The organism is Mesorhizobium sp. B2-4-19 (genome assembly GCF_006441315.1).
In the GTDB taxonomy this organism is placed as follows: domain Bacteria; phylum Pseudomonadota; class Alphaproteobacteria; order Rhizobiales; family Rhizobiaceae; genus Mesorhizobium.
The window spans coordinates 92,449-106,801 of the sequence record NZ_VFUV01000013.1 but is presented as its reverse complement, the minus strand read 5'-3'; the positions used below and the strand labels follow the sequence as shown (position 1 = coordinate 106,801).

Genomic DNA, 14,353 nt, shown 5'->3' with positions numbered 1-14,353 from the left:
ATGCTGGTCAGCCGGCTATGCGCTTCATCAGCGCCATCGCCCCGAACGGTGCGCGCACTTTGCCCTCGGTGATGAAGTAGACGAACACGTCGCGCGGCTGTACAGGCGCGTCAGTGGCGGGATCGGCGCGCCGCAAATCGGCCGGCTGCTTGCCTTCCGCCCATGTCTTTGCCCGCGCCGCCCATTCGTCGAGGCCCTTCGGCGTGTAGCAATCGGGATTGTCGTCCGAGCCGGTCTGCAGCCGTGCGTAGACGAAGTCGCCGGTGACGTCGGCGATATCAGGATATTTGGCATGGTCGGCATAGACGATCGCCGCCTTGTATTTGCGGGCAAGTGCCGCGAATTCCGGCACGATGAAACTGTCGTTGCGGACTTCCAGCGCATGGCGCAGCGCGACACCGTCCTGTTTCTCCGGCAGCAGTTTCAAAAAAGCTTCGAAATCGTCCGGATCGAACTTTTTCGTCGGCGCGAACTGCCACAGGATCGGGCCGAGCTTGTCGCCGAGCGCGGCAACGCCGGAGCCGAGGAAGCGCATCATCGATTCACCGGCCTCGCCCAGCACGCGGCGGTTGGTGACGAAGCGGTTGCCCTTCAGCGAATAGACGAAACCGTCCGGCGCCTCGCTTGCCCATTTGACGAAGGTCGGCTCCTTGAAGCTGGAGTAGTAGGTGCCGTTGACCTCGATGCTCGGCACCTGCCGGCTGGCATAGTGCAGTTGTTTGGCCTTCGACAATTTGTCCGGATAGAAGGACTTATCCCAGGGCTCGAAGGTCCAGCCGCCCATGCCGGAGCGGATTGTTCCCGATTTGCTCATTGTCGTCCTCCCGAGTGCGGTGTCTGGCCAAATTCAGAAGTCTGGCCGCGTTCAGAAAATCAGGCCGTCGTGGTCTCGTCGACCGGCTTTGCCATGTCGACAAGCACCCACCCTGGCCGGTAGGGGTTGGGCCGGCGACCCGTTTCGCGATAGCCGTAAGCGAGATAGAGCGCGATGTTCCGCTCCATTTTCGCATTGGTGTAGAGCCGTATCTCCGGCAGGCCCCACTGGCGCGTCTGCTCGTCGGCGTGTTTTAACAATGCGATACCGAACCCCTTGCCCTGGAAGGCGGGCGACACCGCGACGGAGAAGATCATCGCGTGATCCTCATGCCGCTCCAGTGTGAGCACTCCGGCAGGTTCGCCGCCGCTCTCTAGCAGCCAGACCTCGGCGTTCGCGATGCGCGGCGCGTAGTCTTCGGTCACCGGGATCGGCGGCGCGTCGAGCATGGGGTTGTAGGGAGCGTAGGCGGCTTGCGTCAGCGAAACGACCGTTTGGATATCACCGGCGAGCGCTCTTCTGATTGTCATCCAAACACTCTCCAGGCGCCAACCGGTCCGTTGATCACTCCGCCGCTTCGCGCTTGCCTCCGGGGCGCCGCTCCAGCAGTTCCTTGAGGAACTGCCCGGTGTAGCTGCGCTTCTCGCGCACGATCGCTTCCGGTGTGCCCTGGGCAACCAGTTCGCCGCCGCCGTCGCCGCCTTCGGGGCCGAGGTCGAGCACCCAGTCAGCGGTTTTGATCACTTCGAGATTGTGCTCGATGACGACCACCGTGTTGCCCTGGTCAACCAGTTCGTGCAGCACTTCCAGGAGTTTGGCGACGTCGTGGAAATGCAGGCCGGTGGTCGGCTCGTCGAGGATGTAGAGCGTCTTGCCTGTCGCCTTGCGCGACAGTTCCTTGGCGAGTTTGATGCGCTGCGCCTCGCCGCCGGACAGCGTCGTCGCCTGCTGGCCGATATGGATGTAGCCGAGGCCGACCTGCTTCAGCGTATCGAGCTTGTCGCGCACGCCCGGCACGGCGGCGAAGAAGTCGACGCCTTCCTCGACGGTCATGTCGAGCACGTCGGCGATCGACTTGCCCTTGAACAGGACGTCGAGCGTCTCCCTGTTGTAGCGCTTGCCGTGGCAGACGTCGCAGGTGACGTAGACGTCAGGCAAAAAGTGCATCTCGATCTTGATGACGCCGTCGCCCTGGCAGGCCTCGCAGCGGCCACCCTTGACGTTGAACGAGAAGCGTCCCGGCTGGTAGCCGCGCGCCTTGGCCTCGGGCAGGCCGGCGAACCAGTCGCGGATCGGCGTGAAGGCGCCGGTATAGGTGGCGGGGTTCGAACGCGGGGTCCGTCCAATGGGCGACTGGTCGATGTCGATGACCTTGTCGAGGAATTCCAGGCCCTCGATGCGGTCATGCTCGGCCGGATGCTCGCGCGAGCCCATGATACGGCGCGAGGCCGCCTTGAACAGCGTCTCGATCAGGAAGGTCGACTTGCCGCCGCCCGATACGCCGGTGACGGCGGTGAAGGTGCCGAGCGGGATTTCGGCAGTGACGTTCTTCAGATTGTTGCCGCGCGCGCCGACGATTTTCAGGCGCCGGTTCTTTTTCGCCTCACGCCGCACCCCGGGGGTGGCCACTTCAAGCGCGCCCGACAGGTATTTGCCGGTGATCGAGTTGGGATTGGCCATCACCTGCTGCGGCGTGCCCTGGGCGATGATCTCGCCGCCATGGATGCCGGCGGCCGGACCCATGTCGACGACATAGTCGGCATGCAGGATGGCATCCTCGTCATGTTCGACGACGATGACGGTGTTGCCGATGTCGCGAAGGTGCTTGAGCGTATCGAGCAGGCGCGTGTTGTCGCGCTGATGCAGGCCGATGGACGGCTCGTCCAGCACGTAAAGCACACCGGTAAGCCCCGAGCCGATCTGCGACGCCAGGCGGATGCGCTGGCTCTCGCCGCCCGACAGCGTGCCCGAATTGCGCGACAATGTCAGATAGTCGAGCCCGACATCGTTGAGGAAGCGCAGCCGCTCGCGGATTTCCTTCAGCACGCGCACCGCGATCTCGTTCTGCTTGTCGTTGAGCTGCGCAGGCAGGTCGGTGAACCATTTGTCGGCGTTGCGGATCGACTGTTCCGTGACTTCGCCGATGTGCTTGCCGCCGATCTTAACCGCCAGCGCTTCCGGCTTCAGCCGATAGCCTTTGCAGACGGGGCAGGGCGTCGCCGACATGAAGCGCTCGATCTCCTCGCGCATCCAGGCGGATTCGGTTTCTTTCCAGCGCCGTTCGAGATTGGGGATGACGCCTTCGAAGGTCTTGGTCGTCTTGTAGGAGCGCAGGCCGTCATCATACTGGAAGGTGACTTCGCGCTCGCCGGTGCCGCGCAGGATCGCGTCTTGGGCCTCGGCGCTCAAATCCTTGAACTTGTCGCCGAGCTTGAAGCTGTAGGCCTTGCCCAAGGCCTCGAGCGTCTGCACGTAATAGGGCGAGGTCGACTTCGCCCATGGGCTGACGGCGCCGTCGCGCAGCGAGACGTTTTCGTCGGGCACGACGAGATTGGGGTCGATGGCGCGCTGGCTGCCGAGACCGTCGCAGGTCGGGCAGGCGCCGAATGGGTTGTTGAACGAGAACAGCCGCGGCTCGATCTCGGGAATGGTGAAGCCGGAGACCGGGCAGGCGAATTTTTCCGAGAACAGGATGCGCTCATGCGTCTCGTTCTTCGACTTGTTGACCGAATCCTCGCCGGTCTGGCTGGAGTCGAGCGGTCTGTCTGCGAACTCGGCCACCGCCAGCCCCTCGGCGAGCTTCAGCGCCGTCTCGATGGAGTCGGCAAGACGCGTGGCCAGATCGCCACGCACGACGATACGGTCGACGACGACGTCGATGTCGTGCTTGTATTTTTTATCGAGCGCCGGAACATCTGATATCTCATAGAAGACACCGTCGACCTTGACGCGCTGAAAACCCTTCTTCTGCAGTTCCAGCAGTTCCTTGCGGTACTCGCCCTTGCGGCCGCGCACGATCGGCGCCAGCAGGAACAGGCGCGTGCCTTCCTCCAGCGCCAGCACCCGGTCGACCATCTGGCTGACCGTCTGGCTCTCGATCGGCAGGCCGGTGGCCGGCGAATAAGGTACACCGACACGCGCGAACAGCAGGCGCATATAGTCGTAGATCTCGGTGACGGTGCCGACCGTCGAGCGCGGGTTCTTCGAGGTGGTCTTCTGCTCGATCGAGATGGCAGGCGACAGGCCGTCGATCTGGTCGACGTCGGGCTTTTGCATCATTTCGAGGAATTGCCGGGCATAGGCCGACAGGCTCTCGACATAGCGGCGCTGGCCTTCAGCATAGATGGTGTCGAAGGCCAGCGACGATTTGCCGGAACCAGACAGGCCGGTCATGACGATCAGGCTGTCACGCGGCAGGTCGAGATCGACATTCTTCAGATTGTGTTCGCGCGCCCCGCGAATGGAAAGGAATTTATGGTCGGCCATCGCCGGTCGCCGCCTCAGATCTGGAATTCGTGGGATTGGCGGGATTGTCCCGGCCATCCCCTATGTAGGTGTTTTTGCCGCCACGTCGAGAGACGCCACAATTCCCGACAGAAGTCGTTTAACCGCCTTTCGCGCGAAGGGGCAAGCAGAAAGAACAAAGGCCGAACACGCTCCTGACAAAGCTGTGTAGAAACCTGACCTGTACGTAACCTCCCGGCGATCACAATTTTCCGTAACCGGCTATTGAAGGTTGACGTGGCCGGCTCACGGGGGCAGTCTCCGGAGGTCAGCGAAGCCGGCCGTCTTTCGATGGCCTCGCCGCCCCAAGGCGGCCTGCGAGACGCCGCAGGCATTTGCGATTTGCGCTTCGCTACGACAATGTCGCAACGGACACAGGAGCGGAGCATGACGCCACCGGACAGTTCCCAAGGGCTCCACCTCTCGTTGGAGCTGCGGCAGGCATAAGTGTCAGGGTTTAGCGTTTGCGCCACCCGACAAACCGTGACTTGCCGTATCCCCAAAATCAGAGACTGCTAGTCGGATCGTCGGCTGAACGCCGCGTAGCATCCGAAATCTAACGCCGGCAGTACACTCCCGGCAAAATATGGATTAAAGATCCAGAAAAGCCCCGTCCGTTTGCCTAAGGCACGGCGGGGCTGTTCTTTTGACGAAATGGCTGCACCGGCCCCAGCGGAGGGCTGCTCACCTCGGGGGCTTAAACCCGCCCGTGGCCATATCGACCGTGATGGTGCCGGAAATCCTGACATCGGTATCGCCGATTTTGAACGTGCCGTTGCCGTTGCTGGGGAATGCGTCGTCGGGTTCCGGCTGGGGAGCCGGCTTGGCGATGCGATAATCACCGCTCACGCCGGGCAGGGCGCCTTTCTGCGCCGGCGGTGCGCTGTCGTCGGCGAGGGCCATACCGCTCGCAAGGCCGGCAAAAGTGAGCACCGCTGCGACGATGAGGCGATGCGACGTCCTGGGCGAATGAGTGTCGATCATCCCAGGATTATAGGGACGAGCCGCTCCCGGAACCAGAGCGGTGTCGTCAAATCTTCGACAGCGGGCAGAAATCCGATCTGGCTTGGGCTCACGCCGCCTTTTTGCGCGTGTCGAAGACATGGTCGACAATGCCCCATGCCTGGGCCTCGCGGGCGGTCATGAAATGGTCGCGGTCGAGCGTGCGTTCGACCTCCTCATAGCTGCGGCCGCAATGCTGCGCGTAGAGTTCGGCCATATGGCGTTTGGTCTTGCCTATCCGCTCGGCATGGCGCTGGATGTCGGAAGCCTGGCCCTGGAAGCCGCCCAGCGGCTGATGCAGCAGAATGGTGGCGTTGGGCAGCGCGATGCGGCGCCCCGGCGTGCCCGCCATCAGCAGGAACGAGCCCATCGACGCGGCAAACCCCATGCACACGGTCGATACCGGGCAACTGACATACTGCATCGTGTCGTAGATGGCGAAACCGCTGGTCACCACGCCGCCCGGCGAGTTGATGTAGAGCGATATCTCCTTGTCGGGATTGTCTGACTCCAATGACAAAAGCTGCGCGCAGACCAGCGCCGAGACGTCGTCGTTGATCTCGCCATTGATGAAGATGATGCGCTCGCGCAGCAGCCGCGAGAAAATGTCGAAGGCGCGTTCGCCGCGGCTCGATTGCTCGATCACCATCGGCACTAGACTGGCAAGATCGCTCATTTTTCGTCTCCGATTTCCGTGTTCAGGCTGCGAGCAGCAGGGTGTTCGGTATGTTCGCGGCGACAGGCTTTGCGCGCCCGCGCAATCCAAGCGAGAGCCGGCAGCCGGCGCCCGCCATGGCGACGGCGGGCATCGCTTTCCCTGCAAAGCCGTCATGGACGATGCGCAGATGCGTGCCGCCGGAAACGGTGCGGGCGAGTGTGAAGGTGACGACACTGTCGAGCGGATCCCCGGCGTCGCCCGGCTGCTCGCGCCAGGAATAGCGCAGCAGGCGCTCCGGCTCGGCGTCGAGGATTTCGCATTCGATGGCAGCTTCGGTCCCGGCGAAGGCAAAACGACTGCCGATTTCCGGCCTGATGTCGTTCGGCATCATCCATGCGGCGAGCAATTCCGGCATGGTCAGCGCCCGCCACACTTTTTCCGGCGGTTCGGCAAGGTCGTATTCGAACTCGAGCACATCCGGGGAGGCTTCGCCCTGGGTCTTGGCGTTCATCGATCCCAAATCCTTCATTGATCCATGTCCTTCAAAACCGTCTTGAGCCTTTCGATGCGCTCCGGCCAGAAGGTCCGGTAGCGTTCGATCCAGAAGAGCAAGGGGGCGAGCCCCTGCGGATCGGCGCGGTAGTAGGCGTTGCGTCCGGCCCGCCGCTCGACCACGAGGCCGGCGCCGCGCAGCACCGCCAGATGTTGCGACACTGCCGGCTGCGACACCGTCAGGCCGCTGCGCAATTCCGACACGCTCATTTCAGCTGCCGCCAGGCGCTCGAAGACGGCGCGGCGCGTCGGGTCAGCCAAAGCGCGGAAAATCTCTGCTTCGATCATGACAAAAGCATAAGTCGATACTTATTGATTTGGCAAGCGCTGTTTTGAAACCCATATGTCAGGCGCAGGCACTGTTGCCATTCCTTGACATTCAGCGGCAATGCATATAGGAACGAAAAGGGAACAAAAACCTTGTGGGAAAAGCCAGCCTTAGCAGGCGGCTGACGTCCGTAGCCTGTAAGGTGCTGCGACAAAAATTTGTTTCGGATGAGCGCGGAGAAAAATCATGGCGGGTAGCGTCAATAAGGTCATTCTGGTCGGCAATCTCGGCGCGGACCCTGAAATCCGCCGCCTGAACTCGGGCGAGCCGGTCGTCAACATCCGTATCGCCACGTCGGAAAGCTGGCGCGACAAGAATTCCGGCGAGCGCAAGGAAAAGACCGAGTGGCACAATGTCGTCATCTTCAATGAGGGCATCGCCAAGGTGGCCGAGCAGTATCTGAAGAAGGGCATGAAGGTCTATGTCGAGGGCCAGCTGCAGACGCGCAAATGGCAGGACCAGACCGGCGCCGACAAGTACACGACGGAAGTCGTGCTGCAGCGGTTCCGCGGCGAACTGCAGATGCTCGACGGGCGTCAGGGTGAGGGCGGCCAGGTCGGTGGTTATTCCGGCGGCGGCAGCAGCCGCGGTTCCGATTTCGGCCAGTCCAGCCCGAACGAAAGCTTCAACCGTGGCGGCGGCGCCCCCAGGGGCGGCGGTGGCGGCGGTTCGTCGCGCGAACTGGACGACGAGATCCCGTTCTGACCGAAAGCAACACCAGACGGCTGACGTCGCGTGATCGATACCCCGAGGGTCCTGCATGGACTTTCGGGGTTTTGCATTGTTGATTTGGCCCGACAGCAGGCGCGGCCAAAGGAGTGAAAGGACAAAGCGGTGAAGGCACGGATAAAATGGGTCGAAGAGCGCACCTTCGTCGGCGAGTCCGGCAGCGGCCACAAGCTGGTGCTGGGAACGGCACCCGGCCCCGAAGGCAAGACGCCGGGCCCGAGCCCGATGGAACTGGTGCTGATCGGCACCGGCGGCTGCTCGGCCTATGATGTCGTGCATATACTGGAAAAGGGTCGCGAGGCGGTCGAGGACTGCGTCGTCGAACTCGACGCCGATCGCGCCGAGACCGACCCAAAGGTGTTCACCCGCATCCACATGCATTTCATCGTCAAGGGCCGCGCGCTGTCGCCCGACAAGGTTCAGCGGGCGATCAATCTTTCGATCGAAAAATACTGCTCGGCCTCCGCCATGATGGCCAAGACGGCCACGATAACGCATGATTTCGAAGTGATCGATACGACCGCAAGGTAGGGCAGTAGGGCAGTAGGGCAGTAGGGCAGTAGGGCAGTAGGGCAGTAGGGACTGCCGTTCACCCCGCCATCAGCGCCTTGATGCCGTCGGCCACGAATTGCACGGCCAGTGCGGCGAGGATGACGCCGAGCAGGCGGGTCAGGATCGAGCGGCCGGTCTGGCCGAGGATGCGGTCGATGCGCTCCGACAGCACGAACACCAGATAGGTGATGGCGAGGCAGACGAGGATGATGCCGACAAGTGCTGCCTGCGCGGCAAAGCCCTGAAACGAGCCGGAGAGCAGCACCGTCGCCGAAATCGCGCCGGGGCCGGCGATCAGCGGGATCGCCAGCGGGAAGGCGGCGATGTTGTGGATCATGTCCTTGGTGATGGCGACGTCGCCGATCTTCTCCTTGCGGTCCTGTCGCCGCTCGAAGACCATCTCGAAGGCGATGAAGAACAGCAGGAAACCGCCGGCGACGCGGAAGGCCGGCAGCGTGATGCCGAACACCGACAGGATCGAGGCGCCGGCCACCGCGAACAGCGCCATCACCAGGAAGCCGATGACCGAGGCGCGGACCGACACCTGCTGGCGCTCCTCGCGGTTCATGCCGCGCGTCACGGCGAGGAACAATGGCGCCAGGCCGGGCGGATCGATGGTCACGAGAATGGTGACGAAGGCATTGAACAGGCTGTCGAAACTCGGCATCGCTGACCCTCCCGCCGGGCCGAGCCCGCTTCGCATTGGTAGAGCAAAGCCCGGTCAGTGGGAACCGTCTTGACTGCGAAACTGCGGAGCTTGGCCGGGTTAGCCGGCAGCTCCGAAATAGGCCTCGAGGCGATAGCCGTCCGGGTCGATGACAAAGGCAGCGTCACGGTTCTCGCCAAGGCAAACAGCTTCTTCCGACGCCGGCCAATCGGCGACAACACCGTTGCGGCCGTTAGGCCCTGGAATTAAGTCGAGACGGCAACAGCCGCTGGCGCAACCATCCGCTGCGCCATGGCTCGTCCCTTTGTCTGGAATGGCGCTTCGATGAGGCGGCACGCGATTTCGGCGATGGCGGCAGTGAGGATGAGCCCGCCCGCCAGAATAACAACGGAATGCGCCGAGTTCTGGATGGCGTCCGCACTGCCGGCGTAGCGGGCGCAGCCCTCTTTGACCAGCCTGAACGCCATGGAGTGGAAAAGGTAGATGGCGTAGGAGCGCTTGCCGATCCAAAGCAGCAGACGTTGGTTTTCCGCGTTCCGGAACAGGTAGCCTCGATCATACGAGGCGATCCAGACCAGAACGCCAGCCAGCAGAGCTATCAACCCGACGTAGAACGAAACGATCAGTCCGCCCGACAGGAAGCAAATGGCGGTGATGGCGAGCGCCGCGAAGAGAGGGCCGATGTGGCGGTGGCGAAACATGGCAGGAGCCAGTCGCCAATAGTCTGCATGCTGCGAAAACAGCGCGATCAGGACGCCCCACGAGATGGCATCAGTCCGCGTGATCCAAAGCCATGAGGTGTTGGGCCGGTAAAGTGGAAACTGGATGACGATCAGGAGAGCGCAGATCGCTGCAAGCCATTTACGCGAGAAGATGAACACCAGCGGAAGGGCGATATAGAACTGTTCTTCCAAGGACAACGACCAAAAATGACGGTTGATACCGCATGTCGTCCAGCCGGCTGACAGGCATTGGAAAAAGTGCCAGTTCTGGCCGTAGATCAAAACCGCCACGGCGTCGTAGAAATTGTTCTGCGGGGTGCCGAAAAAGCCGAACCCGTTCCAGGTGGCGGCCAATACTATCGAGAGAGCCAAGGTCATCCAGGACAGCGGGACGAGGCGAAAGAAACGCCGGATCCAAAACGACTTCAAGGCGATGAAGGGCGTTTCAGACCGGATATGGCGCAGCAGCGTGGCAGTGACCACAAATCCCGATATCGCGAAGAAGATATCCACGCCCGCCCAAAAATGAGCCACCCTGAATACAGGCCACCAATACGCCGATTCCCAAGACATTATGAAGGGAATGTGCGCGGCAATCACCATGAGGATGGAGATTGCACGCAGAATTTCGATCTCTGCGTTCTTGGCCATTGGAAAAACCCCGCCTTGGGCGACCCTATATCCTCGCCCGTCGCCGATTCAATACGCGCGTCGGCTCGGTAGTTTCTTTTTCACAATTGGGCCGGCCAAGCCAGCGCGCCACGTCTGAAAAGTTCGACCTGGAGATCTGCTCGCGCAGGCCGGGCGGAAGAGGCTTCTCATGCGCATGATCAGGAAATGGCGTCGCGGACACCGATCGAGATATGATCGAACATGGTTCTCTCTATCGTTACAAGAGGTTGCTGATTCAGGCTGTTGCAACGCGCCGCGCCAGGAACTCGACCTCCAGCCGCCATGTCGCGCCATTGTCGTGCGAGCGCTCGCCGAGCCAGCGGAAGGAATTTTCGGTGATCCGCGAAAAGCTCCAGCGCACCGAGGAACCGGTGCCGTCGGCGCCCACCTGCACGATCGTGTCGCCCTCGGCTCGGCCGAGCTGGCGGCTGAAATACTGATTGCGCGGATCGCTCCAGAAAATGTGCCAGGCGTCCGCGCCGGGATCGTAGACCCGCAGCGTCGTGCCGTAGAACGTCCACTTGCCCAGGGAAGGCTGGGAACCGGTGTTCCGCGCGGGCAGGATCCAGACGTCCTGGATGGCGCGGCCTTCGAGCACCCAGCCGAAATGCACCTCGCCACGTCCGGCCAGCACGGTGCCATCATCGAGGTGACGCGAGGCCTCAAACGTCCAGGCGCCGACGAAGCGGCCGTAAAGGTTCAGTTTTTCGGCAAGCCCGTCGATCGGTCCGGGACTGTGCAGGGCTTCGGCAAAGGGGTCGAACATGGCTGCGGCCTCTTTCTGTCAGGAGACCGGGAGGAATAGGCGCTGACGGGGTTCTGGGCTTGGGAAAAATTGCTATATTTCGGCCATGACAGCGATGACCCGCACTCTCGCATCCGGACCCGGCTGGCATGTGGCGGATGTGATCTGCACGGCCGGTGCGGGCGACCGCCCGTTCGAGGAGGCCCATCAGGATTTCTGTGTTGCAGCGGTCACCGGCGGCACGTTCCGCTACCGCGCGCAGCAAGGCACCGCCATGCTGGCGCCGGGAGCGCTGCTGCTCGGCAATTCCGGCACATGCTATGAATGCGGACACGAACATGGCAGCGGCGACCGCTGTCTCTCGTTCCATTTCAAGCCTGCCTACATGGAACGGATCGTCGCCGGTGTGCCGGGCGCGAGCACGCTTACTTTCGATGCGCCGCGCCTGCCGCCTTTGCCAGCCTTGGCGCCGCTGCTGGCCGAGGCGGAAGCCGCGCGGGAGACGGGCGACGGCGAGGCCTTCGAGGAACTCGGTGTGCGCATTGTCGTCGCGGCTGTGGCCACGATTTCCGGCGCGACGTCCATCAGGCGCGGACCAAGCCGTCGCGATCAGAAACGGGTGGCCGAAGCCGTGCGGCGGATCGAACTGGATGCCGACGGGCCGGTTTGCCTGTCAGCGCTGGCGGATGAGACGGCGACCAGCCCGTATCATTTCCTGCGTATTTTCCGGCAGGTTGCCGGCATGACGCCCTACCAGTTCCTGCTCAAGATCCGTCTGCACCGGGCAGCGGTGCGGCTGCGCCTGTCCGATGATGCGATCTCGGCGATCGCCTTCGACGCCGGCTTCAACGACCTGTCGACGTTCAATCGTCGGTTTCGACGCATCATGGGCGAAACGCCAAGCGATTATCGAGTCCGCCAGTCAAACGGCGTCGCGCCTCGGCCGAAGCAGGCTCAATCCGAGGTCGGGCCGCACCAGCCCGGCAGATAGTCCGCGTCCTTGCCCTTGGCCAGGCTGAGTGCCTCTTTCATCGCCTTGTCGAAGTTCTTCGCAACCGCGTTGCGGTCGATGCGCCGACGAAGGAAATCCGCCCAGATGAATTCGCTGAACGGCGTCGTGTCCTTGGCAAAGCCACCCATCCGGCGCAGTTCGCCCGCCATGCTCCGGTAAGGATCGTCGATCAGCTCGCCGATTGTCTTCGGAATTGCCGAGTAATCGCGGCGCCGGCCGCTCTCGTCGAACGGATGCATCCAGCCTCTGTTATCGAGCATGAAAAGAAACGTGTCCTTGTCGAGCGCTGACAGGTCGCTGATCACGGTCACAAGCACGTCCTTGACGCCTTCCTCGAGCAGGGCGCGGGCGAGGTGATGGTGATCGGTGACGTAGTTGCGATTTTTGGGACCCAATACGACCGGCACCATGTGTTTGCCGAGAAAAGCGCCGGTCCTCTTCTTGGCGTCCTGCTCCCGGATCATCTGGCGCTTCAACGCAACTTCTCTCATGCCGACCGTTATCTGCGTCGGTCTCAGTTCCTCGACGGGAACTGGTGTAACAATTGGTTCTCGCGGGTCGATCATGGCACTCCATCCTGTCCTTGCTGCTGCTGTTTTCCCGGACCAAGTGATTTGATCGCCGCGTCGACGCTGTGGAATATGTGCCGCGGGCCGACCATTTCAGCAATGCCGAACCGCGCCAGCGCCGCCAGGGCGCGCAGCGATTCCAGCCGCGCTATGGCAAAGACCGCGCCCGCCTTGCGGCAATGAAGGATGGTGTCGATCAGGGCCTGCGCGGCGGTGTAGTCGATTTCGACGATGTTGCTGGCCTCCAGCACGACCAGTTTCACGGTTTCGTCCCTGGCATCGACAAGGTCGCAAACGCCGCGCTTGAAGCGATCGGCATTGACGAAGGACAGTGGCGCCTGGAAGGCCGCGACCAGCACGCCCGGAAGTTGTTCGCCAGCGCTGGGCTTGGCCGGAGGCCACCAGACGGACGTGCCCGGCACCTGTTCGAGTTCGATCGGCTCCGTGCGCGTCGCGCTCCATATGCCATGCAGCAGCGACAGGCCGATCCCCACCGCCACGCCGGTTGCGATCGGCAACACCACGATTGCCGCCATGGTGACCAGGATCAACACGAATTCGACAGGCGCCTGCCGATAGACGCCGGCGAACACCTTCCAGCGCAATATGTGCTGGGCGACGAACATCAGGACGCCGGCAAGGGCGGCCTGCGGAACATTGGCGAGCAGGCCGCCGCCAAAGGCACCGAGCGCCAGCACGATGGCCGCGGCAATGAGGCCGGACAGTTGCGAGCGGCCACCCGACTGGGAGACGATGGCCGTGCGCGGCGGGCTGGCGTTGACGGCAAAGGCGCCGAACAGGCCCGACAAAATGCCGCCGGCGCCGACGCCGATGAAATCGCGGTTGACGTCGGGTGCGTCGTCCGGTTGCGAGGCGAAGGACCGCGAGGTGGCGGCCGTCTGCACCATGACGACAATGGCGATCAGCAGCGCCAGTGGCACCAGCGCCTGGATATCGTCGAGGCTGGCCTTCGGCAGGTCGGCGCGCGGCAGGCCGTTTGGCAAGGCGCCTAGCACCTCGACGCCGCGATCCCCGAGGCCGAAGACGACGACCGCGAGCGTGGCAAGCACCATGCCGATCAAGGCGCCGGGGATGCGGGCGCTGATCCGTTCCGAACAGAACACGATCGCGAACACGCCGAGGCCGAGCCCTAGGCTCCAGGGATTGGTGAGATGGAGATTGCCGCCGATCTCGCCGACACGCTGCAAGGTTTCTCCACTTTCGGCTGGCAGGCCAAGCAGCCCGGGCATCTGCGAGACGATGATATGGACGGCGATGCCCGCCAGAAACCCTGTGGTGACCGGCACCGACAGGAGATCGGCGATCCAGCCGAGGCGAAAGACGCCGCTCAAGGTTACGATCAGCCCGACCATCAACGCCAGCATGGCCGCCAGTGCCAGATAATGCGGCGAGCCGGATGTGGCGAGCAGCGCCAGGCTGCCGGCGAACAGCGGCGTGATGGTCGAATCCGCGCCAACCGAGAGGTGACGATTGGCGCCGAACAGGGCAAACGCCACCGAACCGGCGACAAAAGCGAAAAAACCAATCTCGGGAGCGAAACCTCCGAGCCGGGCCGTTGCCATCTGCTCGGGAATGGCGATCGCGGCCAATGTCAGGCCGGCGATCAGATCACCATTGAGATCCCCGAACCGCCAGCCGCTCAGCGCCTGCAAAGGCAGCCACCGGCGCCAATTCATGGCGCTTGCGGCTTTCGCTTGGGAAAGTTGGTCCATTGCCGGCTTTTGCCTTGTGGCGGCGAAAAGCGTCATGGCCATATCGTCGCAATCAGCGGTATCCTTTTGAAATTACCACCAAAAATGACACTGG

General features: G+C 62.6%; 15 protein-coding genes. 3 read left to right on the top strand and 12 right to left on the bottom strand.

The window, feature by feature from the left end; all coding sequences use genetic code 11:
- Positions 1 to 7: 7 nt before the first annotated feature.
- The 7 genes from FJ546_RS21345 to FJ546_RS21315 form a co-directional block, all read right to left on the bottom strand.
- A complete protein-coding gene (locus FJ546_RS21345; RefSeq protein WP_140891135.1) occupies positions 8 to 814 on the bottom strand; it encodes a DUF72 domain-containing protein in 807 nt (268 codons plus the stop codon).
- A gap of 59 nt (positions 815 to 873) precedes the next feature.
- The gene (locus tag FJ546_RS21340; RefSeq protein WP_140891134.1) at positions 874 to 1,344 is read right to left on the bottom strand and encodes a GNAT family N-acetyltransferase; all 471 of its coding nucleotides are present in this window, start codon (positions 1,342 to 1,344) and stop codon (positions 874 to 876) included.
- A gap of 34 nt (positions 1,345 to 1,378) precedes the next feature.
- Complete coding sequence (gene uvrA / locus FJ546_RS21335) at positions 1,379 to 4,300, bottom strand: excinuclease ABC subunit UvrA (protein WP_140891133.1); 2,922 nt, start codon at positions 4,298 to 4,300, stop codon at positions 1,379 to 1,381.
- 702 nt (positions 4,301 to 5,002) lie between these two features.
- The gene (locus FJ546_RS21330) at positions 5,003 to 5,302 is read right to left on the bottom strand and encodes a hypothetical protein (RefSeq protein ID WP_140891132.1); all 300 of its coding nucleotides are present in this window, start codon (positions 5,300 to 5,302) and stop codon (positions 5,003 to 5,005) included.
- A gap of 88 nt (positions 5,303 to 5,390) precedes the next feature.
- Complete coding sequence (locus FJ546_RS21325; RefSeq protein WP_140891131.1) at positions 5,391 to 5,996, bottom strand: ATP-dependent Clp protease proteolytic subunit; 606 nt, start codon at positions 5,994 to 5,996, stop codon at positions 5,391 to 5,393.
- 22 nt (positions 5,997 to 6,018) lie between these two features.
- A complete protein-coding gene (locus FJ546_RS21320; RefSeq protein WP_246686910.1) occupies positions 6,019 to 6,489 on the bottom strand; it encodes an SRPBCC domain-containing protein in 471 nt (156 codons plus the stop codon).
- Positions 6,490 to 6,503: 14 nt separating this feature from the next.
- Positions 6,504 to 6,818, bottom strand: coding sequence for a metalloregulator ArsR/SmtB family transcription factor (locus tag FJ546_RS21315; protein WP_140891129.1), 315 nt, complete (start codon positions 6,816 to 6,818; stop codon positions 6,504 to 6,506).
- Positions 6,819 to 7,044: 226 nt separating this feature from the next.
- Between FJ546_RS21315 and FJ546_RS21310 the strand changes: the two genes are divergently transcribed.
- Complete coding sequence (locus tag FJ546_RS21310; protein WP_064985641.1) at positions 7,045 to 7,563, top strand: single-stranded DNA-binding protein; 519 nt, start codon at positions 7,045 to 7,047, stop codon at positions 7,561 to 7,563.
- A gap of 129 nt (positions 7,564 to 7,692) precedes the next feature.
- On the top strand, positions 7,693 to 8,118 hold the full coding sequence (locus tag FJ546_RS21305; protein WP_140891128.1) for an OsmC family protein: 426 nt from the start codon (positions 7,693 to 7,695) through the stop codon (positions 8,116 to 8,118).
- Between the two features lie 58 nt (positions 8,119 to 8,176).
- Here the strand turns inward: FJ546_RS21305 and FJ546_RS21300 are convergent, their stop codons facing one another.
- The 3 genes from FJ546_RS21300 to FJ546_RS21285 form a co-directional block, all read right to left on the bottom strand.
- Entirely contained in the window at positions 8,177 to 8,806 is a 630-nt protein-coding gene (locus FJ546_RS21300) for a MarC family protein (RefSeq protein ID WP_095775385.1), read from the bottom strand.
- Between the two features lie 245 nt (positions 8,807 to 9,051).
- Positions 9,052 to 10,179: an acyltransferase gene (locus tag FJ546_RS21290; protein WP_140891127.1), complete on the bottom strand. Its 1,128-nt coding sequence runs from the start codon at positions 10,177 to 10,179 to the stop codon at positions 9,052 to 9,054.
- Between the two features lie 256 nt (positions 10,180 to 10,435).
- Positions 10,436 to 10,966 carry a hypothetical protein gene (locus tag FJ546_RS21285; protein ID WP_140891126.1) on the bottom strand — a complete coding sequence of 177 codons (531 nt, stop codon included), beginning with the start codon at positions 10,964 to 10,966 and terminating at the stop codon, positions 10,436 to 10,438.
- An 85-nt stretch (positions 10,967 to 11,051) separates the two neighbouring features.
- Here FJ546_RS21285 and FJ546_RS21280 point away from each other — a divergent pair, with 85 nt between their 5' ends.
- Positions 11,052 to 11,936 (top strand): AraC family transcriptional regulator, encoded by an 885-nt coding sequence (locus tag FJ546_RS21280; RefSeq protein WP_246686909.1) that lies wholly within the window; start codon positions 11,052 to 11,054, stop codon positions 11,934 to 11,936.
- Here FJ546_RS21280 and FJ546_RS21275 read toward each other — a convergent pair.
- The gene (locus FJ546_RS21275) at positions 11,900 to 12,523 is read right to left on the bottom strand and encodes a ParB-like protein (RefSeq protein ID WP_140891125.1); all 624 of its coding nucleotides are present in this window, start codon (positions 12,521 to 12,523) and stop codon (positions 11,900 to 11,902) included. The genes FJ546_RS21280 and FJ546_RS21275 overlap by 37 nt on opposite strands.
- Positions 12,520 to 14,223: a SulP family inorganic anion transporter gene (locus FJ546_RS21270; protein WP_140891198.1), complete on the bottom strand. Its 1,704-nt coding sequence runs from the start codon at positions 14,221 to 14,223 to the stop codon at positions 12,520 to 12,522. Before FJ546_RS21270 ends, FJ546_RS21275 begins: the two co-directional genes overlap by 4 nt.
- Positions 14,224 to 14,353: the final 130 nt, after the last annotated feature.

What these genes read in the sequence shown, in the direction of transcription:
- FJ546_RS21345 (WP_140891135.1), bottom strand. Translation starts at nt 814, where the DNA reads ATGAGCAAATCGGGAACAATCCGCTCCGGCATGGGCGGCTGGACCTTC.
- FJ546_RS21340 (WP_140891134.1), bottom strand. Translation starts at nt 1,344, where the DNA reads ATGACAATCAGAAGAGCGCTCGCCGGTGATATCCAAACGGTCGTTTCG.
- uvrA (WP_140891133.1), bottom strand. Translation starts at nt 4,300, where the DNA reads ATGGCCGACCATAAATTCCTTTCCATTCGCGGGGCGCGCGAACACAAT.
- FJ546_RS21330 (WP_140891132.1), bottom strand. Translation starts at nt 5,302, where the DNA reads ATGATCGACACTCATTCGCCCAGGACGTCGCATCGCCTCATCGTCGCA.
- FJ546_RS21325 (WP_140891131.1), bottom strand. Translation starts at nt 5,996, where the DNA reads ATGAGCGATCTTGCCAGTCTAGTGCCGATGGTGATCGAGCAATCGAGC.
- FJ546_RS21320 (WP_246686910.1), bottom strand. Translation starts at nt 6,489, where the DNA reads ATGAACGCCAAGACCCAGGGCGAAGCCTCCCCGGATGTGCTCGAGTTC.
- FJ546_RS21315 (WP_140891129.1), bottom strand. Translation starts at nt 6,818, where the DNA reads ATGATCGAAGCAGAGATTTTCCGCGCTTTGGCTGACCCGACGCGCCGC.
- FJ546_RS21310 (WP_064985641.1), top strand. Translation starts at nt 7,045, where the DNA reads ATGGCGGGTAGCGTCAATAAGGTCATTCTGGTCGGCAATCTCGGCGCG.
- FJ546_RS21300 (WP_095775385.1), bottom strand. Translation starts at nt 8,806, where the DNA reads ATGCCGAGTTTCGACAGCCTGTTCAATGCCTTCGTCACCATTCTCGTG.
- FJ546_RS21290 (WP_140891127.1), bottom strand. Translation starts at nt 10,179, where the DNA reads ATGGCCAAGAACGCAGAGATCGAAATTCTGCGTGCAATCTCCATCCTC.
- FJ546_RS21285 (WP_140891126.1), bottom strand. Translation starts at nt 10,966, where the DNA reads ATGTTCGACCCCTTTGCCGAAGCCCTGCACAGTCCCGGACCGATCGAC.
- FJ546_RS21280 (WP_246686909.1), top strand. Translation starts at nt 11,052, where the DNA reads ATGACAGCGATGACCCGCACTCTCGCATCCGGACCCGGCTGGCATGTG.
- FJ546_RS21275 (WP_140891125.1), bottom strand. Translation starts at nt 12,523, where the DNA reads ATGATCGACCCGCGAGAACCAATTGTTACACCAGTTCCCGTCGAGGAA.
- FJ546_RS21270 (WP_140891198.1), bottom strand. Translation starts at nt 14,223, where the DNA reads ATGAATTGGCGCCGGTGGCTGCCTTTGCAGGCGCTGAGCGGCTGGCGG.